Here is a 22003-nt window from a genome sequence, read left to right as displayed (position 1 = left end):
GTCAGTCCGGCGTTTTTGAAACCGTCGGAATGCGCTGCTCCAGCACTTGGTGCAGCGCGCTGTCCGCCGGCCAGTTGCGCATGAAACGCGCGCGGTCTCTGGCGAACGCGGTCGCGAACGAGGCCTGGGATCCATGCTGACACATGGCGTCCAGATCAATGAGCGACCAGCGATCGTTGTGCCAGAACACGTTGTGGCCCTTCAGATCGCCGTGGCTGATGCGCTCGCGGATCAACTGCGCGAACAAAATATCCAGCGCCTGCAGTTCGGCTTCTGGCGCATCGCCCGAGGCCACATAGGGCGCAAAACGCTCGATGATGTCGGGCCCCGGCAGAAACTCGGTCACCAGATACGCCTCGCGGCGCAGCCATACGAAGCGTTTTTCCAGCAGCGCCAGCGGTTTGGGCGTTGCAATGCCGAGGAAACGCAGCCGATTGCCTTCACGCCATGAGTGCCAGGCGCGGGACGGTCGCCAGAAACGCTTTAGCCAGTGCGCCAGGCTCTTGATGTTGTAGCGCTTGATCACCAGCTCGCGGCCGGCGACGTCCACCTTGGCGACGCTGGCCGCCCCCCCGGTCTTGTACAGGTGGCCGCCATCGACCAGCGCGTCGGCCTTTTCCAGCACCGGCAGCATTGCGCCAACTTCCTCGCGACGAATCGCCCGCAGTGCAAACGGCCCGTCTTCGACACTGAACAGGCTGCATTCACGGCCGATCTTGATCAGGTAATCCCGCAGGCGCCAACTGCGTACCTTGTCGATCTGCTTTTGCAGCGCCTCGACCGGCAACCCATGCTCGCCGTTGCTCAGCAGGTAATAGACCAGTAATTCCTCGGTGAACGGCTCAAGCGACTTCGGCAGCTGGGCGAAGAACACGCCAAGGTTCTCCAGCACCTTTTGCCGGGACAACGGTTTGCCGGCTTCCTCGACGCGAATGCCTGCGCCGTCGATCACGTACAAGGTCGAACCCTGACGCAGCAGGTTGTCCAGGTGCAGGTCTTCCTGCCATACGCCTTTGGCGTGCATCTGACCCACGGCGGCCAGGGCATCACCAAGCACCGACTGCTGCTCATCGGCCAGAGGCGGCAGGTTTTCCACCGTTTTCCAGGCATCGCCCAGGCTTTCGGCCTGATCCAGAAACTCGAACAGCAGCCAGCCGCCCTCACCTTCCTGCAGCCCGTCGGCCAACAGCAACGGCGTCGGCAAGCCTTGCTTTGCCAGCACCTGTACGCCGTCGCGCTCACGCTGGAAATGCCGAGGGGCTTTGGGACCGACCAGTAATTTCGCCAGCACCGTGCGCCCGCGCCAAATACCGGCGCCCACGTACCGTTGACCGGGCAGGACGCGGAGCAGGCTGAGCAACTGCAACTCGGCAGGACCGGCCGCATCCTCCAGCGCAATGTTCATCGGCAGCGCCGGGGTGCGACCGGCGTTTTTCAGTTCAGACAAACGCATCGGCGCCCTCTTTGATCAAGCCAGACCCAGATCGCAGACCTGACAGGCAGTGAATCTCGTGTGCATCAAAAACCAAAAATCACCGATCCCGGCGCTTGTGGCTGCCGCGTTTGGCGACGCGCTGCCACCAGGCGTCAACCAGCCCGCTGTCGGTCGGGGCGTGCAGGTAAGCCGCGAGCAGCTCGCGTATTTCCGTTTCGTTCCAGACCGGCGCGCGACGCAGCAAAGGCTCGATGTCCTTGACCCGGTCGCGCTGGCCGAAGATCGACTTGCGCGTCTTCTCAAGGTCGATCAGCTGCGCCCTATACTCGCCGCCCCGCGCCCGCATGAAAATATGCTTGGGGTAGAAACAGCCATGCACCTGACCGGCCTTGTGCAGCGTGCGCGCCAATTGCCCGCACGCCTGCAGAATCGCCAGACGCTCGACGGCCGGCCGCTCGTGCCAGTCCTGCAACAGGGTGTCCAGATCGGTCCAGCCATCCAACGCGCGGGTCATCAGAATCGCGCGGCGCTCGCCGTCGACTTTTCTGTCTGCGTAAAACACCGCATGCAGCGCCGGGATGCCCAGCTTCTGATACAGGCTGATGTTGCGAAATTCACGGGAAAACGAAGGCTCGCCAAACGGGTGATGCAGGGTGTAAGTCAGGTAGTTGCTCTGGCGCTTGAGGTAATAACCGGAGCCTTCCAGCTCCAGGCGAAACACACTGCTCCAACCGCCGCGACCGGTGTTGGGCTCATCCACCGCGTCGAGTTCGACGTTCCACAACGCATCGAAGTCCGCCAGACCGTGCCGCTCCAGCAGCCCCCGATCGGCGTCAGCAATGAAAACACTCATTCGCGGCCCTCAAAAAAACTGACGATGTGGCGGATGCGCTTTTTGTCAGAATCATTCAAGCGTTCGCGCCCACGGTATTGCAGATAGAACCTCAGGCGCTGAGTGGCCGACAGGTGATATTTAGCCACCTTGTCCAGGCAGGCGAGGTCTTTGGTGATGCGGTAGCGCAGCATGAAGCTGACCCAGAACGCGCCGTTGGGGCAGTCGATCAGGAACACCGTCGCCTGATCGTCCACCAGCAGGTTGCGCCACTTCAGATCGTTATGGGTGAAGTGATGGTCGTGCATGGTTCGGGTGTAGCGCGCGACCTGCTGGCTGACGCCATTGACCCATGAGCGGCTGTCCAGGCGCGTGTCGTTGACCCGTGCCAGTTCGGACAGGTCTTCGGTGCGCGGCAGTTCGCGGGTGATCAGTGCGCCGCGATCGTACGCAGCGCCGTTGCGCTCAAGGCCCCAGGCGACGACTTCCGCCGTCGGGATGCCCCACTTGGCGAAGCGCTTGAGGTTCTGCCATTCGGACTTGACCCGTGGCCGTCCCAGGTACCGTCGCAAACCCTTGCCCGCTGCGACGTAGCGCTTGACGTAGTAATTCACGCCACCGCGCTCGACGCGGATGACTTCCGACAGCGGATCCCGAGTCAGGCGCTCGCCTTTGAGGGCGAACACGGCGTCGAGGGTGCCGAAGTCGTCCGTCAGCGCGGCGTAGCCAGGCTCCAGATTCCAGCCCGCCATCAGAGCGCGTCCCCATAGCGCAGCTTGCGCTGATAGAGCTTCTCGGCCTTACCTTCCAGCCAGCTCAACAGCGCCGATTCCTGGGCCAGGATCTGCCGCAGCGGCTGCTGGAAATAGCCCTTGAGAAAGCGCAGTTTGTCGCGCCGGGTCAGGCCAATGTCCATCGCCGAGAAATACAGCGCGGCCAGGTCCTTGTTGCGCCAGCGCTGGGTGATCGCCGGGCGCGTCTGGGCGCGGTGCAGGTCGATCACCGAGAGCCTGAAATCATCGGGCGTGACAGGCGTGTCGGTGTGCAGCAAGAAATGGCAGATGTAGCAGTCGCGGTGATTGACTCCGGCGCGGTGCATCATGCCGACCAGCCGCGCCACTTCGGCGATGTACGCGCGCTTCATGCGTGGCTCGGGCGGTTCGGTGCGCCAGTTGAGGCTGACGTCTTCCAGGCTCTCGGTCGGCGCCAGCTCTTCGGTGATGATGAACGAATGCTGCATGGCCGGATTGTTGCCGCGCTCGCCATACGCCACGGCGGTCATGGTCGGAACGCCAACCTCATGCAGACGATTGACCGCATCCCATTCTTGACCCGCGCCGAGCACCGGCAATTTGGCGGTCAGCAGGTTTTTCGCCACTTCACCCCAGCCGATGCCGCGATGGATCTTGACGAAATAGCCGCGCCCGTCGACCTCAGTCCGCAACGTGCGCCGGTTCTCGAGTTCGCGGTAGACCTGGCCTTCCAGCGCCTCGACGGCCTCGAACGCATCGCGCCCGGCCCAGAGGCTCTTGAAGGGTTCAGCAAGGATCAGTTTCATCCGTGGTGCTCCGCCAGAATCACATCCGCAGCGTGCTGCGGCATGCTGTAAAGATCAGCCGTGTCGGCGAATGTCAGCCCGTTACGGCTCCAGGTGCTGCGCGCGGCGTCGTCCTTGAGGATGCGGGCCAGATATTGATTGAGCTGGTTCTGTTCGAACGGCTCATCGAGCACCAGACCGCTGTCGGCTTCGGCGATGTAATGGGCGTACCCGCACACGGCGCTGACCAGCACCGGCAGTCCTGCCACCAGCGCTTCAAGCAGCACGGTGCCGGTGTTTTCGTTGTACGCCGGATGAATCAACAGGTCGGCGCCCAACAGAAAACGCGGGATGTCGCTGCGCCCTTTCATGAACGTGACGTGATCGCCCAGGCCCAGCGTTGTGCTTTGCAGCTGGAATACTTTGGGGTCGTCCTGGCCGATTACAAACAGCCGCGTGCGTTTCTTCAGTTCAGCAGGCAGCGCCGCCAGCGCCTTGAGGCTGCGATCAACGCCCTTGGTCTTGAAGCCGGAGCCAATCTGCACGAGCAGCAGGTCATCGTCAGCCAGCTTGAACTCGCGACGGAATTCAGCACGGATTTCGGCGGCATTCGGCGGCGCGCGGCGGTCCTGTGAGATCCCCGGCGGCAACAGATGAAAGCGCGCAAGCGGCGTGTCGTAGTGTTTGATAAAAAGCGGCTGCTGGACTTCGGAAATCATCAGGACTTCAGTCTTCGCGTCCTTGGCGAACACCGCCCGCTCGTAGTCGGCGAAGTGACGGTAGCGACCCCAGTATTTGTACAGACCGTGGCGCAGGTTCTGCGCCTTGTCTTCGTAACAGCCGTCGGCGGCGTAATACACGTCCAGGCCGGGCATCTTGTTGAAGCCTATCAGCCGGTCCACGGGACGCTTGGCCAGATCGGCATTCATCCAGTCGGTGAGCTTTTCGTTGCGGCGGTGATTGAAGATCGCCTTGACCGGCGCCACCAGAACTTCGAAGCCGGGCGGTACGTCACCCTCCCAGATCAGCGTGTAGACGCGGATTTGATGGCCGCGCTGCTGGCACTCCAGGGCGATGCGCATGAAGTCGCGCTGCAGGCCGCCGAAGGGGAAGTATTTATAAAGCACGAAGGCCAGTTGCATCAGGGATGTTCCTTTGCCAGCAATAGCGCGCCTAACTGGCTCGCTACCCGCTCGGGATTCAGGCGAGTGAAGCACATGGGCCACTCGCGTTCGGTATCGACCTGGCGCTGATCTTCAGGCGTCGGTCGGTAGGTGCATTTCTTTTGCAGGCACGGCGCGCAGGCAGGGTATTCCGCCGCCAGATGCACCTGCGACCGGCCGTAGGCGCCGGTCAGGCCCGGATTGGTCGGGCCGAACAGCGACAGGGTCGGGATGTCCAGCGCTGCAGCCAGATGGCCGAGGCCGGTGTCCACCGCGACGCAACCCTGGGCGCTCGCCAGTACGCGAGCGACCCCTGCCAGATTGAGTTTGGGCAACACGACGGCATTATCAAGGCCATCGGCAATGCGTTCGGCCCGCGCTTTCTCGGCCGGATTACCCCACGGCAGCCGCACTTCAAGCCCCTGACCGATCATGCGCTCGGCCAGTTGGCGCCAATACAGTTCGGGCCAGTGCTTGGTGTCCCACGTGGTGCCGTGCAGAAATAGTACGAAGGGCGCGTCATTTGTGGCGGTGAGCAAACGGCTACGATCAAGGCCGTAGTCGCCCAGTCCTGCAGGCACCTGATAGCCCAGCGCCTGGCCGAACAACTGACGCAAACGCTCGACCGCATGCTGGCCGCGGGCAACGGCGAAGGGGCGATCGTAGAAGCGAGCGGCCATGGGCTCCCGCGCAGAGGTCTTGTCCAGCCCGGCGATGGGCGCTTTCACGTAGCGGGTCAACCAGGCACTTTTCAGCAGGCCCTGGGCGTCGATCACCAGATCGTAGCGGGTGTCGCGCAGGCGCTGTTTGAACTGGCGCCATTCGCCATTTTTGAGGGTCTGCCAGAGGTTCTTGCGCCAGCGACGGATCGCCACCGGAATCACGTTGGCGACCGCCGGGTGCCAGGTCGGAATCTCGGCAAAGCCCTCTTCCACCACCCAGTCGAACTGGATGCCCGGCAGAGCGCCCATGGCGTCAGTCAGCGCAGGCAAGGTGTGGATCAAGTCACCCAGTGACGAGGTTTTGATCAGCAGTACCCGCAAGTCAGGCGACCTCGACCGGGGCGGCGCCAATACGGCCGAGGGCCTGGATCACCGAATCCGGCTCCAGCAGGCGCAGGCAGTTGTAATGACCGAAGCGGCAGGTGCGTTCGAAGCACGGGCTGCACTCGATGCCGAGGCGTACGATCTCGACTTCATCGGCCAGCGGTGGCGTAAAGCCCGGCGAGGTCGAGCCGTACACTGCCACCAGCGGGCGATTCAGCGCGGCGGCCACGTGCATCAGCCCGGAATCGTTGGAGACCACGGCATCCGCACAGGACAGCAGGTCAATGGCTTCAGCCAGTGAAGTGCCCCCGCTGACGTTCATGGATTCTTCGCGCAGGCCCGGAATCAGCCGCTCGCGAATGCTTTCGCCCACGGCATGGTCGTTCTTCGAGCCGAACAGCCAGACCTGCCAGCCTTCACGAATCTTCGCTTCGGCGACCTTGGCGTAGTGCTCGGAAGGCCAGCGCTTGGATTCACCGAACTCGGCGCCCGGGCACAGCGCGAGCACCGGCCGATCAAGGCTCAGGCCGAATTTGGTCAACGCCGCGTCGCGGCTCGAGGTTTCAATTTGCAGGCTGGGTTTGGGATACGGGCGCGGCAGCTCGGCGCCTTTGTCGTAGGCCAGCGCCATGAAGCGCTCGATCATCAGCGGGTAACGCTGTTTGTCGAGGGTACGCACGTCGTTGAGCAGGCCGTAGCGAAACTCGCCACGCCAGCCGGTGCGCTTGGGAATGCCGGCGAAGAACGGCACCAGCGCCGACTTCAGCGAGTTGGGCAGCAGAATCGCCTGATCGTACTGGCCCTTGAGGGATTTGCCGATGCGCCGGCGCGTGGCCAGCTCCAGCGCGCCATGGCCGAGCGGGAAACTCAAGGCCGTGCGCACTTCGGGCATGCGCTCAAGGATCGGCCGGCTCCATTCGGGCGCCAGCACATCGATTTCGCACTGCGGGTGACGCTGCTTCAGGCATTGAAACAGCGTCTGCGCCATCACCATGTCACCGACCCAGCTGGGCCCTACGATCAGAATTCTCATGCTCATCCAAAAACGACCAGAAACGAGCAGGGAGGCCCATCAGACTGCGCGATGCTTGCACACGCCGCCTGACGCCTCCCTGTCATAGCTATATAGAACCGGATGGGATCCACCAAACTCCGGATCCGGTTGCGCACCCTCTGACGCCATCGCGGGCAAGCGCGCTCCTACAGGAGACCGCGCTCAACTGTGGGAGCGCGCTTGCCCGCGATGAGGCCAGCGAGTTCAATGAAGAATCCTTCATTTATTAACTCAGCCCCAACTGCCCCCAGATCCGCATCACTTCACGCCGCTCGGTGGCGAACTGGTCGCCGGCCACAACACCCGGATCGTTCTGCAAGGCCTGTCGGTGAGCGGCAGAGCGGTAGGCCTTGTAGGCCTCACGCAGCAGACCGGCATCAGCGGCGGCCATCAGACCGGCCTCTTCAAGGCCTTCGAGAATACGGATGTTATCGGTGTAACGAAGCAGCGAGGGATGCTCTCTGGACCACGCCAGGGCCGCGTATTGCACCATAAATTCAATATCGACGATACCTCCGGCGTCCTGCTTGAGGTCGAACCGGGCCGTCGGTTCAAACGCATTCGCCCCCTTGCCTGCCGCCGTTGTGCGGGTGCCGAGGTTGTCGCGCATCTTGGTGCGCATCTCGCTGACCTCCTGAAGCAGCTTCGGCAGATCCCGCTCACGCCCCAGCACCGACGCGCGCACGGCCTCAAACTGCCGGCCGACATCGGTGCTGCCCACCAGCACCCGCGCGCGCACCAAGGCTTGATGTTCCCACGTCCAGGCCTCGTTCTCCTGATAGCGGGAAAACGCCCCGAGCGAACTCACCAGCAAACCCGCCGCGCCAGACGGGCGAAGGCGCATGTCGACTTCGTACAACTGGCCGGAGTTGGTCTGGATGGTGATCAAATGGATGATCCGCTGACCGAGCCGGGTGAAAAACTGCGCGCCATCGATCGGTTTGGCGCCGTCGGTTTCAGCCTGGGGATCGCCATCGTGAATGAACACCAGGTCCAGATCCGAGCCGTGCCCCAGCTCGATGCCGCCGACCTTGCCGTAGCCGACGATGACAAAGCCGGGGTCGCACAACGTCCCGTCCGGTCGGCGTGGCGAACCATGGCGGGCGACAGTGTGGCGCCAGGCGAGCGCCAGCACTTGTTCGAGAATGGCTTCGGCCAGCCAGGTCAGGTAATCGCTGACTTTCATCAGCGGCAGGCTGCCGGTGATTTCCGACGCAGCCACCCGCAGACGGTGCGCCAGTTTGAAATGCCGTAGCGCTTCCATTTGCTGTTCGAGGTCGTCTTCGGGAATACGCGTCAGACGCTCTCGCAGCTCGGCGGCCAATTCTAGCGCCTGGGGCGGGCTGAACAGGCGACCTTCGTTAAGCAGCTCATCGAGCAGTAGAGGGAAACGGGCGATCTGCTCGGCAATCCACGGACTGGCCGCGCACAGGGTCAACAATCGACGCAGCGCGCCGGGGTTCTCGGTGAGCAAAACCAGGTACGCCGAGCGCCGCGCCACTGCTTCCACCAGTGGCAGCACCCGCTCCAGCACCAGATCGGGATTGTCGTGCTCAACCGCTTGGGCGAGCAGGCGCGGAATAAAGGCATCGAGCCGTTCGCGCCCCAGACGCTGCATCGAACGCAACTGCGAACTGTTGCGCAGGTTGCTCAGATTTTTCAGCGCTTTTTGCGCGTCAGCGAATCCGCCCTCCTGCAACTGGAGGCAGGCGCTTTCTTCGTTTTGCGATTCTTCCCACAGCGGCAGCCACTCGCCACCGACGATTTCTTCGCCGTGGTCCTCTTGGCCTTCTTCCTCATCCGGGTCGGCGATGACCTGACGAAAGTGCCACGCGACGCGCCCGCGCCAGTACATTAGCTGCTCATGGAAGCTCGTCCAATCGGCAAAACCCATCATGAAGGCGATGCGCGCCTGATCCTGCGGGTCGTCGGGGAGCATTTGGGTTTGCCGATCAGCGATCGCCTGAATGGCGTGCTCGGTGTAGCGCAGAAACTGATAGCCCTCACGCAGTTCATCAATGACGGCAGCGGGCAGATAGCCCTGGCCTTCAAGGGTTTTCAGCACCTTGAGCAGCGGCCGTTGTTGCAGGCTCAGGTCGCGACCGCCGTGAATCAGCTGGAACGCCTGGGCGATGAACTCCACTTCACGAATGCCGCCGGACCCCAGCTTGATGTTTTCGGCCATGCCCTTGCGCCGGACTTCCTGCTGGATCAGCTGCTTCATGGTGCGCAGCGCTTCGATGGCGGAGAAGTCCAGATAGCGGCGATAGACAAACGGCCGCAGCATGTCGAGCAATTCGCTGCCCTTCTCCTGATCGCCGCCGACCACCCGCGCCTTGATCATGGCGTAGCGTTCCCAGTCGCGGCCCTGGTCCTGGTAATACTGCTCCAGCGCGTTGAAGCTGAGCACCAACGCCCCGGAAGACCCATACGGGCGCAGACGCATGTCGACGCGAAAGACGAAGCCATCGACGGTGACCGGGTCCAGCGCCTTGATCAATCGCTGACCCAGTCGGATGAAAAATTCCTGGTTGTCCAGGGGGCGCTTCACGCCCTGGGTTTCGCCGCCTTCGGGATACGCAAAAATAAGATCGATGTCGGACGACAGGTTCAGCTCGACGGCGCCCAGCTTGCCCATGCCGAGGATCACCATCTGCTGCGCCTCGCCGGTCCGACGGCCGGTCGGCGTGCCGAATTGCTGGCAATGCCGCTCGTACAGCCACTTGTAAGCCAGATCGATGCAGCCATCTGCCATGTCCGAGAGATCGCGGCATGTTTCCACCAGATCGGCCTGCCGGGTCAGATCCCGCCAGATAATTCGCACTTGCTGGCGCGTGCGTTGACGACGTAGATTACGCCCCAGTTCATCCTCGCTGGCAGCCTGAATGACTGCATTGGCGATGTGCCCAAGCAGCTCGCCGGGCGCAAAACTGCGCTCCAGCTCACCGGATTCAGCGAGGTCGAGCAGCATCAGCGGATCGCGCGAAACCTGATCGGCGACAAAATCGCTGGCCGCACAGACGCGATCAAACGCCTGCAGCCGCGACTCGGGCCAAGTCTGGAATGGGCGCCTGGCTTCATCTGTCAGGGAATCGAGCGCGGTGCGCCAGGATTGGCGGGCGCGAGTGAGCAACGGCAGAAGGACAGCCGGCAGCTCGGCCAGCAGGGGAAGGCTCATGGTCTATCCTTGATCGGCGTTCAAATGCCAGTCCACCCCGTCGGTTGTACACACGCACCGGACGGACTGTCGAACAAAGGTTAAAAATTGCTGATGGCTAGCGATTCTTGGCTGCCAGCATGATCTATCAGGCGACTCGTCAGATTTTTGCACCGACAACACTGCTTTACCGGACACTGCACCACGAGCGAAAACAGCGCTCCGCTGTAGTTTTACTACTGTATATACAAGTCAAAAAGCTGAATTAGCCCGAGATTTGTAGTAAAACTACACAACGCCGGGAACCGATCCGGCCATCCAAGAATTTACATCGTCTGCCCACAAGGCCAGTCGTAACAAACTCAGGCAACCGATTCTGGAAGCCTTTCCGCCCTGGAGCAAGCCATGCAAGACCTCGATCCCGTCGAAACCCAGGAATGGCTGGACGCCCTGGAATCGGTTCTCGACAAAGAAGGCGAAGACCGTGCTCATTACCTGATGACCCGCATGGGTGAGCTGGCCACACGAAGTGGTTCGCAACTGCCTTACGCCATCACCACGCCTTATCGCAACACCATCCCCGTTACCCACGAAGCACGCATGCCCGGCGACCTGTTCATGGAACGCCGCATTCGCTCGCTGGTACGTTGGAACGCTTTGGCGATGGTGGTCAAGACCAACATCGGCGACCCGGATCTGGGCGGCCACATCTCCAGCTTCGCTTCCAGTGCGACCCTGTACGACATCGGCTTCAACTACTTCTTCCAGGCCCCGACCGACGAACACGGCGGCGACCTCATCTACTTCCAGGGTCACGCATCGCCAGGCGTCTACGCCCGTGCGTTCATGGAAGGCCGCATCACCGAAGACCAGATGAACAACTTCCGTCAGGAAGTCGATGGCAACGGTCTGTCGTCCTATCCGCACCCGTGGCTGATGAAAGACTTCTGGCAGTTCCCGACCGTTTCCATGGGTCTGGGTCCTATTCAGGCGATCTACCAGGCGCGCTTCATGAAGTACCTGGAGCACCGCGGCTACATCCCTGAAGGCAAGCAGAAAGTCTGGTGCTTCCTGGGCGACGGCGAGACCGACGAGCCGGAATCCCTGGGCGCCATTGCCCTGGCCGGTCGCGAGAAGCTCGACAACCTGATCTTCGTCGTGAACTGCAACCTGCAGCGTCTGGACGGTCCGGTTCGCGGCAACGCCAAGATCATCCAGGAACTGGAAGGCGTGTTCCGCGGTGCTCAGTGGAACGTGACCAAAGTCATCTGGGGCCGTTTCTGGGACCCACTGCTGGCCAAGGACGTCGACGGCATCCTGCAACGCCGCATGGACGAAGTCATCGACGGCGAATACCAGAACTACAAAGCCAAAGACGGCGCTTTCGTGCGCGAACACTTCTTCAACTCGCCAGAACTCAAGGCGATGGTTGCGGATATGTCCGACGACGAAATCTGGAAACTCAACCGTGGCGGCCACGACCCGTACAAGGTCTATGCGGCTTACCACGCAGCGGTGAACCACAAGGGTCAGCCGACTGTTGTTCTGGCCAAGACCATCAAGGGTTATGGCACCGGTGCCGGTGAAGCGAAAAACACTGCGCACAACACCAAGAAGGTCGACGTCGACAGCCTGCGTCACTTCCGTGACCGTTTCGACATCCCGATCAAAGACGATCAGCTCGAAGCCCTGCCGTTCTTCAAGCCTGAAGAAGGCAGCGCCGAAGCGCGTTACCTGGCCGAGCGCCGTGCTGCACTGGGCGGCTTCGTGCCACAGCGTCGCGCACAGAGCTTCAGCCTGCCGACTCCGCCACTGGAAACCCTCAAGGCGATCCTTGACGGCTCAGGCGACCGCGAAATTTCCACCACCATGGCCTTCGTCCGCATCCTGACCCAACTGGTCAAGGACAAGGAAGTGGGTCAGCGCATCGTTCCGATCATCCCGGACGAAGCCCGTACTTTCGGTATGGAAGGCATGTTCCGCCAGCTGGGCATCTACTCGTCCGTAGGCCAACTGTACGAGCCGGTCGACAAAGAACAAGTGATGTTCTACCGCGAGGACAAGAAAGGTCAGATCCTCGAGGAAGGCATCAACGAAGCCGGTGCGATGTCGTCGTTCATCGCGGCGGGTACTTCGTACAGCAGCCACAACCAGCCGATGATTCCGTTCTACATCTTCTACTCGATGTTCGGTTTCCAGCGTATCGGCGACTTGGCATGGGCCGCAGGCGACAGCCGCACCCGTGGCTTCCTGATCGGCGGCACCGCGGGTCGTACCACCCTGAACGGTGAAGGTCTGCAGCACGAAGACGGTCACAGCCACATCCTGGCCTCGACCATCCCGAACTGCCGCACCTTCGATCCAACGTACGGCTACGAGCTGGCGGTGATCATTCAGGACGGCATGAAGAAGATGTTCGAAGAACAACAGGACGTCTTCTACTACCTGACCGTGATGAACGAGTCCTACACGCAACCTGCCATGCCGGCCGGTTCCGAGGAAGGCATCATCAAGGGCATGTACCTGCTGGAAGAAGACACCAAGGAAGCCGCGCATCACGTGCAGCTGCTGGGTTCGGGCACCATCCTGCGTGAAGTACGCGAGGCGGCGAAGATCCTGCGCGAGCAGTTCAACATTGGCGCGGACGTCTGGAGCGTCACCAGCTTCAACGAATTGCGTCGCGACGGCCTGGCCGTAGAGCGCAGCAACCGTCTGAAGCCGGGTCAGAAGCCACAGTTGAGCTACGTTGAAGAATGCCTCAACGGCCGTAAAGGTCCGGTGATCGCTTCGACCGACTACATGAAACTGTTCGCTGACCAGATCCGTCAGTGGGTTCCGACCAAGGAATACAAAGTGCTGGGCACCGACGGTTTCGGCCGTAGCGACAGCCGCAAGAAGCTGCGCAACTTCTTCGAAGTTGACCGTCACTTCGTGGTGCTGGCCGCCCTGGAAGCCTTGGCCGATCGCGGCGATATCGAACCTAAAGTCGTGGCGGAAGCCATTGCCAAGTTCGGCATCGATCCTGAAAAGCGCAACCCGCTGGACTGCTAAGGTCTGCGTAACGATCGAATAGAGCGCTGAAATGTGCGCGAAACAGCCGCCGATGCGGAATTTACTTCGGTAAATGAGCATCCAGGCTGTTTCGTTGCAGATGAATCGGCGCAGTCGAGGAACAGGTTCTCCTAAGGAGAGACATTGTGAGTGAGTTAATTCGCGTACCCGACATCGGCAACGGTGAAGGTGAAGTCATTGAGTTGATGGTCAAGGTCGGTGATCGCATCGAAGCTGACCAGAGCGTGCTGACGCTGGAGTCGGACAAGGCAAGCATGGAAATCCCTGCGCCTAAAGCCGGTGTCATCAAGGCGATGAAAGTGAAGCTGGGCGACCGCCTGAAAGAAGGCGACGAGCTGTTTGAGCTGGAAGTGGAAGGCGAAGCGGCGGCCGAGCCTGCTGCTGCACCTGCTGCTGCCGCGCCTGCCGCTGCCGCTGAAAAACCTGCCGAGAAGCCAGCCGAAGCCGAACCTGCGCCTGCCGCAGCGGCTGCACCTGCTGCTTCCGATACCGTTCAGGACATTCACGTTCCGGACATTGGTTCGTCGGGCAAGGCTCGCATCATCGAGCTGATGGTCAAAGTGGGCGACAGCATCGAAGCTGATCAATCCTTGATCACCCTGGAATCCGACAAAGCCTCGATGGAGATCCCGTCTCCCGCCGCAGGCGTTGTCGAAAGCATCAGCGTCAAGGTCGAAGACGAAGTCGGCACCGGCGATCTGATCCTGAAATTGAAAGTGGCGGGTGCTGCACCTGCTGCTGCGCCTGCTCAGACTGCTGCCCCGGCTCCGGCCAAGGCTGAAGCGGCGGCTCCAGCGGCCGCGGCTGCTCCGGCAGCGAAGGCTGACAGCGCGCCCGCGCCTGCCGCTGCACCTGCGAACAATGGCGCCAAGGTTCACGCTGGCCCGGCTGTTCGTCAGTTGGCGCGCGAGTTTGGCGTCGAGCTGAACGCTGTTTCGGCAACCGGCCCCCACGGTCGCGTGCTGAAAGAAGACGTGCAGGCGTACGTCAAATCGATCATGACCAAGTCCAAGGACGCGCCTGCTGCTGGCGGCGCTGCCGGCGGCATGGGCATCCCGCCGATTCCGGAAGTCGATTTCAGCCGTTTCGGCGAAACCGAAGAAGTGCCGATGACGCGTCTGATGCAACTGGGCGCAACCGGTCTGCATCGCAGCTGGCTGAACATTCCGCACGTCACGCAATTCGACCAGGCCGACATCACCGACCTGGAAGCTTTCCGTATCGCGCAGAAAGCCGTGGCTGAAAAAGCCGGTGTGAAGCTGACCGTACTGCCGCTGCTGCTCAAGGCGAGCGCGCATCTGCTCAAGGAACTGCCGGACTTCAACAGTTCGCTGGCGCCAAGCGGCAAAGCGATCATTCGCAAGAAGTACTTCAACATCGGCTTCGCGGTGGATACGCCGGAAGGCCTGCTGGTCCCGGTGATCAAGAACGTCGACCAGAAGAGCCTGCTGCAACTGGCGGCCGAAGCGGCGGAGCTGGCGGAAAAAGCACGCTCCAAAAAGCTGTCGGCCAACGACATGCAAGGCGCCTGCTTCACCATTTCCAGCCTGGGCCACATTGGCGGGACCGGCTTCACGCCGATCGTCAACGCGCCGGAAGTCGCGATCCTGGGTGTGTCCAAGGCCACCATGCAACCGGTCTGGGACGGCAAGGCTTTCCAGCCACGCCTGATGCTGCCGCTGTCGCTGTCCTACGATCACCGCGTGATCAACGGCGCCGCAGCTGCACGCTTCACCAAGCGTCTGAGCGAATTGCTGGCGGACATCCGCACGATTCTGCTGTAAGCCTTACAAGGCCCGTTTCACGCGAAACGGGCCTTCGCTTTCTCGAGCTGCCACGCTCGTACCTCAACCCCGCTCACTGGCGGGGCTTTTTTTGCCTTTTTTAAAGGTGACTCATCAGCGGCTACAAAGGCCCTACAGTATTCGGTAGCGCTGCCGATAACTGATCATGCACAAACACCAGCCGCTCGACCCTCACCCCGACAATCCGACCAATTACCTCCAGTAAATCAACCGTCTGCCGACAGATTTATAGCACTAAGCCATCGCGCTGACTTGTCAGCCCGTTCGCCATGATGCAACCTTGCGGCACGCGACTTAAAGACGGGCTCCTTGCCCGTGCGCGACAGCACCCTGAAAGCGAGTTCCTTCATGAAAAGCCAACCTGATGCTGCCGGTAGACCGGCGGCCGAGGTCGTGACGCAATTACCGGTGCCCTCGCGGCTCGGCATGCTGCGTTTCGAGCGGCTGAATGAACCCAGCTGGGCCATGCTCTATCTGGATCCGAATTGCGAAAAACAATTCAGCATGCCCGCCGTCGAACTCTGCGCGCTGGTGGGTACGCCTTACGCCAGCCTCATGGAGCCCGAAGCGCGCTATCAACTGCACGACGCCGTGCAGATGCAACTGGCGGGCGGCACTCATTACCTGATTCGCTACACCCTGCACACGACGCGCGGCCCGTTGGGTCTGGTGGAGATCGGTGAAGGGTACAAGCAACACAATCGGCACCTGCTGCGCGGCTACCTGATGGTAGTCGGTGAGCAGGTCGAACCCGGCGAACTGATCATCAGCCCCGATCTGGAAGTACAGAACTCGCGTCTGCAGATAGCGCTGGAGCTCAATCAACGGGCCCAGCACGAACAGTTGCTGCACCTGGAGCGGGTCCGCGGGCAGCAAAGCCTGATTCTGCGCCTGGCGCGCCATCGCTACAGTTCGAACAATTCGCTGCAGGAAGCCGCTGAGCTGATCACCAAAAGCGCCTGCGAGATCTACAACATTTCCTGCGCCAGCTTGTGGAACCTCAACGGCAAGACCCTTGAGCCGATTGCCGAGTATCGCCGCGATACCAGCACGTTCCCCAAGACCGACGCGATCGATATCAGCGAATTCCCCAGCTACCTGGACGTGCTGCACACCAGCCGCGCCATCGACGTCAACGATGTCGAGCAGGATCCGCGTACCCGCGAGCTGGTTCAGCGACTGCGCACCCAGGACATCACCGCCATTCTCGACGCCGCCGTGCGCATTGATGGCCAGGTCGTCGGCGTGCTGTGCCTGGAGCAGACCGGGACGCCACGGGAATGGCAGTCCGATGAGATTGCCTTTGCCGGTGAGCTGGCAGATCAGTTTGCCCATGCCATCAACAACCACAACCGCCGCACCGCCACCAGCGCCCTGCACCTGTTTCAGCGTGCGGTGGAGCAGAGCGCCAATGCGTTTTTGCTGGTCAATCGCGACGGCGTGGTCGAGTACGTCAACCCGAGCTTCACCGAGATCACGCAGTACCCGGCCGATGAGGTTCATGGGCATCGCCTTTCTGAGCTGCCGGCGCTGGAAAATCTCAGCGCATTGCTGCTCGACGCGAATTCGAGCCTGGTCAGCGGAAACAGTTGGCAGGGCGAGTTCAAGAGCCGACGCAAAAACCTGGAACCGTACTGGGGCCAGCTGTCGATTTCCAAGGTCTACGGCGACAACCGCGAGCTGACCCATTACATCGGCATCTACGAAGACATCACCCAAGCCAAGCTCTCCCAGCAGCGGATCGAGCGCCTGGCGTACACCGACAATCTGACCAGTCTGGGCAACCGCCCGGCGTTCATCCGAACCCTGGACGAGCACTTTGCCCGCGACGTCGCGACGCCGATCAGTCTTTTGCTGGTGGACATCGACAACTTCAAGCGCATCAACGACAGCCTCGGTCACCAGACCGGCGACAAACTGCTGATCAGCCTCGCCCGCCGCCTGCGCAATAGCCTGAGCCCGACCGGTATTCTGGCGCGCTTTGCCAGTAACGAATTCGCTGTACTGCTCGACGACACCAGTCCCGAGGAAGGCCAACGGGTGGCCAGCCAGGTATTGAGCACGCTGGACAAGCCCATGTTCGTCGACAATCAGTTGATCAGCGTCACCGGCTCGGTGGGGCTGGCCTGCGCGCCGATCCATGGCCGCGATCCGCAGACGCTGATGAAAAACGCAGGCCTGGCGCTGCACAAGGCCAAAGCCAACGGCAAGCATCAAGTGCAGGTGTTCACCGAAGCGCTGAACGCCGAGGCGAGCTACAAGCTGTTCGTCGAGAACAACCTGCGCCGCGCCCTGACGCAGAACGAACTTGAAGTCTTCTACCAGCCGAAACTGTGCCTGCGCAGTGGCCGTTTGCTGGGCATGGAAGCGTTGCTGCGCTGGAATCATCCGGAGAAAGGCATGATCCGCCCGGACCAGTTCATCAGCGTCGCCGAAGAGACCGGCCTGATCATCCCGATCGGCAAATGGGTCGCGCGCCAGTCCTGCCGCATGAGCAAACAACTGACCGCTGCCGGATACGGCAAATTGCATGTGGCCATCAACGTGTCGCCGAAGCAGTTTTCCGATCCGGAGCTGGTCTCGTCGCTGGCCGGCATTCTGCGTGACGAACAGCTCGACCCGTCGCTGCTGGAGCTGGAATTGACTGAAGGCCTGCTGCTGGAGGCGACCGAGGACACGCGACTGCAACTCGAGTCGCTGAAGACCCTCGGCCTGACCCTGGCGATGGATGACTTCGGCACGGGCTATTCGTCGTTCAGTTACCTGAAGAAATTCCCCATCGACGTGATCAAGATCGACCGCAGCTTCATTCGGGACATTCCGGATGATCAGGACGACATGGAAATCACCTCGGCGGTCATCGCCATGGCCCACAACCTCAAGCTGACCGTAGTCGCCGAAGGCATCGAGACGGCGGCACAGCTGGCCTTCCTGCGTCGCCACCGCTGCGATGTCGGTCAGGGCTATCTGTTCGACAAGCCGATTCCGGGCGAAGAGCTGATCGAGAAATTGCGTCGCTACCCGCGTGGCCCGCTGGCCTGAGCCCCCCTTCCCCGCATCACATCAGTGCGGCACACTTGCCGCCCTGCATTTGCATCAGCCGATTCTGACCCCATATACGGTTTTCACTGACAACGCATGTTGGTTGTCCTGCCCCAGAGAGGATGTGCCTCATGGTCTTGCGCTCGGAAATTCTTGTGAATAAAAACGCTCTCCCTACCGCCCAGCAGGCACTGCCTGGTCGCGAAACACCCATGGCTCTGCCAGAAACCCATTTCGTCAACGGCAGTCCTCTGCTCGGGCCGTTCTTCAACGACGTCGAGTTCGCCATCTTTGGCCTGGGTTGCTTCTGGGGTGCGGAACGTCGCTTCTGGCAGCGGGATGGCGTGGTCAGCACTGTCGTGGGTTACGCGGGCGGATTCACGCCGAACCCGACATATGAAGAAGTCTGCTCGGGGCTGACAGGCCACGCTGAAGTGGTGCTCGTGGTGTATGAGCCTGCGAAGGTCAGCTATGAGCAACTGCTGGCGATGTTCTGGGAATTGCACAACCCGACACAGGGCATGCGTCAGGGCAACGACATCGGCACCCAGTATCGCTCGGTTATTTACGCCACAACGCCTGAGCAACTGCAGGCGGCCAAGGCCAGCGCCGAGGTGTATCAGGCTGAACTGGCCAAGGCCGGCCTGGGAGAAATCACCACCGACATCGACCAGGCGCCCACCGTGTACTTCGCCGAGGCGTATCACCAGCAATACCTGGCGAAGAATCCCCAGGGCTACTGCGGTATTGGCGGCACCGGCGTATGCATGCCGCCGAGTCTGGCGGGGAACTGAGCCAGAACCGCTGACACACCGCATGGACTGGGTGGGATTGGCTTAAGCCAGGAAGGCGTACACAAAACCCGTAGGAGCCGGCTTGCTGGCGAATGCGTCGGATCAGTCAACATCATCGTCGCTGACCCAACGCCTTCGCCAGCAAGCCGGCTCCTACAGAGGTTAGAGCGAATCAGTCACCCAGACTGGCCTATTCCCGGCTGAAGCCGGTCCCACTGAAACGAGTGGCGGGCGGTTATTCCGCAATCAACCAATTCATCTTCCAGTCGCCCTGGGTCTGGCCGAGCTTCTTGGCCAACCATGGCATTAACTCGCGCAACTCTTCTTCCAGTCCCCAAGGCGGATTGGCGATTGCCAGGCCGGAGCCGTTGAGGCTGTTCGGCGTGTCCAGCGGATGCACGAACAACTCGACCCTCAGCAGCTTCGGCGCGCCGGTTTCGGCCAGTTCCTGATAGAAACGCTTGAGCGCGCGCTGGTCCTTGATCGGGTACCAGATGGCGGCGACGGTCTGGCGCATCCGCGCGATGGTTTCCTTGAGAGCGACGGAGCAGCGCTTCATCTCGTCCAGTTGCTCGAACGGCGGATCAATCAGCATCACTGCGCGCTTCTCGTGAACCGGCAACAAGGCGCGGGGCACGTGCCAGCCTTCGCCCAGGTGCACGGCGACACGGCGGTCGTATTTCATGTTGTCTTTGAGCAGCGCGCCGTCTTCGGGGTGCTTTTCGTTGAGCAGTACGCGGTCCTGTGCGCGGGTGATGCGGCGGGCCAGTTCGGGCGAGCCCGGGTAGTAACGCAGTTCGCCGGTCTTGCGGTTCATGTGGCGGATCGCGTCGATGTAACCCGCCGCCATTTCAGGCACATCGTCGGCATCCCAGAGGCGGCCGATGCCTTCGATCCATTCGCCGGTGCGTGTGGCCTGATCGCCCTGCAAGTCATACAGGCCGATGCCCGCGTGGGTGTCGAGATAAGCGAGTGGCTGCTCCTTGCGCGACATGAGCGCGATCAAGCGAGTCAGAACGATGTGTTTGAAGACGTCGGCGTGGTTGCCGGCGTGAAAGGCGTGACGGTAATTCATGGCGGCTCCTGGAAGGCTGCGGAGTTTATCAAAACAGCCGAAGTTGCGCAGACCGCTCATGCCCTGCCGAGGGAGGGAGCCCAAACGGCAGGCAAAAAAATCCCCGGTTAAGCCGTTACAAAACCGGGGTGAGGCAGTTGCGCGGTCCAGAGGGTGACCAAACCGTAGTCTGCGCAATGTAAGTGGGGCGATTATGCCGAATGAACTAAACGGTTACATAGCCGAAAACGACACGGTTATACGCATGCCAGACATCCACCGAGCCAGCCCTTGCCGAGCCAACACGCACGGCACCAGAATCGGATCAATCTCAACAGACGGAGCGCACGTCATGATGCATGCAGACCTGATCGACCAGGACGACCTGATCAGCCAACTCAGGGCGATCGGTCTCGACGTGCCCTCCGGCGTCAGTGCCGAACAGGCGTGTAGCCAAGCGGTGTGCGGTCTTAACAACGACCGCGCGCGGGCATTGCGGCAACTGGTTGAGAAACTGCTGACCGGCAGCGCGACAATTCTACCGGCCGTTCGCCAGGCGATTGATCAACAGTTGTTGCCGGCGCTGGCCGCTTACAAGCAGGGCCAGGCGCAGGCCTGAGCTAACCTTACGCGGTGATACGGAAGGGAACGTCGCCCTACAACCGCACACTCGCAAACGTTGATTCATTACGCGCCTGACTCAGCGCTGACAGCGGCCCGGACAACGGCGCGAGAACAAGCGACGGCGGGATCGGTAGCATTGCCACCTGTTGGGCGGTGTTGGAACCGACGCGCTCGTCCCGGGGCGGGATGCCGAAGTATTCGCGGTAGCACTTGGAGAAGTGCGGCGTGGACACGAAGCCGCAGACCGAGGCCACTTCGATGATCGACATCGGCGTTTGCTTGAGCAACTGGCGGGCGCGGATCAGGCGCAGCTTGAGGTAATAGCGCGATGGCGAGCAGTGCAGGTATTTCTGGAACAGCCTTTCCAGCTGACGCCGGGACACGGCGACATACACCGCGAGTTCGTCCAGATCGATCGGCTCCTCCAGATTGGCTTCCATCAGCGCGACGATTTCCTGCAGCTTCGGCTGATTGGTGCCGAGCATGTGCTTGAGCGGCACGCGCTGGTGGTCCTGCTCGTTGCGGATGCGTTCGTAGACGAACATTTCCGAGATGGCGGCGGACAGTTCGCGGCCATGATCGCGGCTGATCAGGTGCAACATCATATCCAGTGGCGCGGTGCCGCCGGAGCTGGTGAAACGGTTGCGGTCGAGGGTGAACAGGCGCGTGCTCATGGCAACGCGCGGGAACGCTTCCTGCATCGCGGCCAGACATTCCCAGTGCACGCTGCAGTCGAACCCGTCCAGCAAACCCGCGCAGGCCAGTGCCCAGCTGCCGGTGCACACCGCGCCCAGACGACGGGACTGGCGCGCCTGGCTCTGAAGCCAGCTGACGTGTTCGCGGGTGACGGTGCGCTGAATGCCGACGCCACCGCAGACGATCACGGTGTCGAGCACCGGCGCCTTGTGCATGGCAGCGTCAGGGGTGATCTGCAGACCGTCGCTGGCCCAGACCTGGCCGCCATCAGCGGTCAGTGTGGTCCAGCGATACAGCTCACGGCCCGAAAGCTGATTCGCCATACGCAATGGCTCGACCGCTGACGCGAGGGAGATCAGTGTGAAGTTGTCCAGCAGCAGGAAGCCGATGGATTGGGGCGCACGGTTCTGGGGTTGAGCCCCGGAGTTGAACGTAGTCATCACACTTTCTCCTCACGCGTAAAACGGTTGAAGGCCTCGGCAGAGGCTTTCGTTGTATCGCCCTCATCTGTGGAGGGCTTATTCATTGCAACGCAATTGCCATGCCTAAACTTGAATGAGCATTCAACAACTCCCGATAGCGACGTCGCGAAGCGTCTATTCGGGAGCGACACCACGATTCAAATCGCGACCTCGTGATGGCTGAGCCGTAGACGCTGCGGGAGGGATGAGCAAATCCGTAGCACTTGTGTG

General features: G+C 61.4%; 15 protein-coding genes. 5 read left to right on the top strand and 10 right to left on the bottom strand.

Features of this window, described 5'->3' with window-relative positions; genetic code table 11:
* Nucleotide 1 precedes the first annotated feature (1 nt).
* From ACQKEN_RS02255 to glnE, 8 genes are all read right to left on the bottom strand, one after another.
* Entirely contained in the window at nt 2–1453 is a 1452-nt protein-coding gene (locus ACQKEN_RS02255) for a lipopolysaccharide kinase InaA family protein (protein WP_427683352.1), read from the bottom strand.
* Nucleotides 1454–1532: 79 nt separating this feature from the next.
* Nucleotides 1533–2288 (bottom strand): lipopolysaccharide kinase InaA family protein, encoded by a 756-nt coding sequence (locus ACQKEN_RS02250; RefSeq protein ID WP_427683350.1) that lies wholly within the window; start codon nt 2286–2288, stop codon nt 1533–1535.
* The gene (locus tag ACQKEN_RS02245; RefSeq protein ID WP_427683348.1) at nt 2285–3019 is read right to left on the bottom strand and encodes a lipopolysaccharide kinase InaA family protein; all 735 of its coding nucleotides are present in this window, start codon (nt 3017–3019) and stop codon (nt 2285–2287) included. The genes ACQKEN_RS02250 and ACQKEN_RS02245 overlap by 4 nt, the downstream gene beginning before the upstream one ends.
* Nucleotides 3019–3825, bottom strand: coding sequence for a lipopolysaccharide core heptose(I) kinase RfaP (rfaP, locus tag ACQKEN_RS02240; RefSeq protein WP_074892189.1), 807 nt, complete (start codon nt 3823–3825; stop codon nt 3019–3021). The genes ACQKEN_RS02245 and rfaP overlap by 1 nt, the downstream gene beginning before the upstream one ends.
* Nucleotides 3822–4946: a glycosyltransferase family 4 protein gene (locus ACQKEN_RS02235; RefSeq protein WP_427683345.1), complete on the bottom strand. Its 1125-nt coding sequence runs from the start codon at nt 4944–4946 to the stop codon at nt 3822–3824. The genes rfaP and ACQKEN_RS02235 overlap by 4 nt, the downstream gene beginning before the upstream one ends.
* Entirely contained in the window at nt 4946–6010 is a 1065-nt protein-coding gene (gene waaC, locus ACQKEN_RS02230) for a lipopolysaccharide heptosyltransferase I (protein WP_427683344.1), read from the bottom strand. Before waaC ends, ACQKEN_RS02235 begins: the two co-directional genes overlap by 1 nt.
* 1 nt (nt 6011) lies before the next feature.
* The gene (waaF, locus tag ACQKEN_RS02225; protein WP_427683343.1) at nt 6012–7046 is read right to left on the bottom strand and encodes a lipopolysaccharide heptosyltransferase II; all 1035 of its coding nucleotides are present in this window, start codon (nt 7044–7046) and stop codon (nt 6012–6014) included.
* Nucleotides 7047–7293: 247 nt separating this feature from the next.
* Nucleotides 7294–10245 carry a bifunctional [glutamate--ammonia ligase]-adenylyl-L-tyrosine phosphorylase/[glutamate--ammonia-ligase] adenylyltransferase gene (glnE, locus tag ACQKEN_RS02220; RefSeq protein ID WP_427683342.1) on the bottom strand — a complete coding sequence of 984 codons (2952 nt, stop codon included), beginning with the start codon at nt 10243–10245 and terminating at the stop codon, nt 7294–7296.
* 384 nt (nt 10246–10629) lie between these two features.
* Between glnE and aceE the strand changes: the two genes are divergently transcribed.
* The 4 genes from aceE (at nt 10630) to msrA (ending at nt 18937) form a co-directional block, all read left to right on the top strand.
* Nucleotides 10630–13275 carry a pyruvate dehydrogenase (acetyl-transferring), homodimeric type gene (aceE, locus tag ACQKEN_RS02215; RefSeq protein ID WP_108119093.1) on the top strand — a complete coding sequence of 882 codons (2646 nt, stop codon included), beginning with the start codon at nt 10630–10632 and terminating at the stop codon, nt 13273–13275.
* 146 nt (nt 13276–13421) lie between these two features.
* Nucleotides 13422–15080, top strand: a complete 1659-nt coding sequence (aceF, locus tag ACQKEN_RS02210) for a dihydrolipoyllysine-residue acetyltransferase (protein WP_427683339.1) — start codon at nt 13422–13424, stop codon at nt 15078–15080.
* Between the two features lie 369 nt (nt 15081–15449).
* Complete coding sequence (locus ACQKEN_RS02205) at nt 15450–18143, top strand: putative bifunctional diguanylate cyclase/phosphodiesterase (RefSeq protein WP_427683338.1); 2694 nt, start codon at nt 15450–15452, stop codon at nt 18141–18143.
* Between the two features lie 131 nt (nt 18144–18274).
* Complete coding sequence (gene msrA / locus ACQKEN_RS02200) at nt 18275–18937, top strand: peptide-methionine (S)-S-oxide reductase MsrA (RefSeq protein ID WP_427683337.1); 663 nt, start codon at nt 18275–18277, stop codon at nt 18935–18937.
* 235 nt (nt 18938–19172) lie between these two features.
* On the opposite strand, the gene ACQKEN_RS02195 is transcribed toward msrA, so the two are convergent.
* On the bottom strand, nt 19173–20012 hold the full coding sequence (locus tag ACQKEN_RS02195; protein ID WP_427683335.1) for a 23S rRNA (adenine(2030)-N(6))-methyltransferase RlmJ: 840 nt from the start codon (nt 20010–20012) through the stop codon (nt 19173–19175).
* A 331-nt stretch (nt 20013–20343) separates the two neighbouring features.
* On the opposite strand from ACQKEN_RS02195, the gene ACQKEN_RS02190 reads away from it, so the two are divergent.
* Nucleotides 20344–20610, top strand: a complete 267-nt coding sequence (locus ACQKEN_RS02190) for a hypothetical protein (RefSeq protein WP_427683333.1) — start codon at nt 20344–20346, stop codon at nt 20608–20610.
* A 37-nt stretch (nt 20611–20647) separates the two neighbouring features.
* Here ACQKEN_RS02190 and ACQKEN_RS02185 read toward each other — a convergent pair whose 3' ends face one another.
* On the bottom strand, nt 20648–21751 hold the full coding sequence (locus ACQKEN_RS02185; RefSeq protein ID WP_074892165.1) for a GlxA family transcriptional regulator: 1104 nt from the start codon (nt 21749–21751) through the stop codon (nt 20648–20650).
* Between the last annotated feature and the right edge of the window lie 252 nt (nt 21752–22003).

The organism is Pseudomonas sp. NPDC078416 (genome assembly GCF_050268485.1).
In the GTDB taxonomy this organism is placed as follows: Bacteria; Pseudomonadota; Gammaproteobacteria; order Pseudomonadales; family Pseudomonadaceae; genus Aquipseudomonas.
The sequence above is the reverse complement of the archived record's forward strand: the minus strand, read 5'-3'. Positions and strand labels throughout refer to the sequence as shown.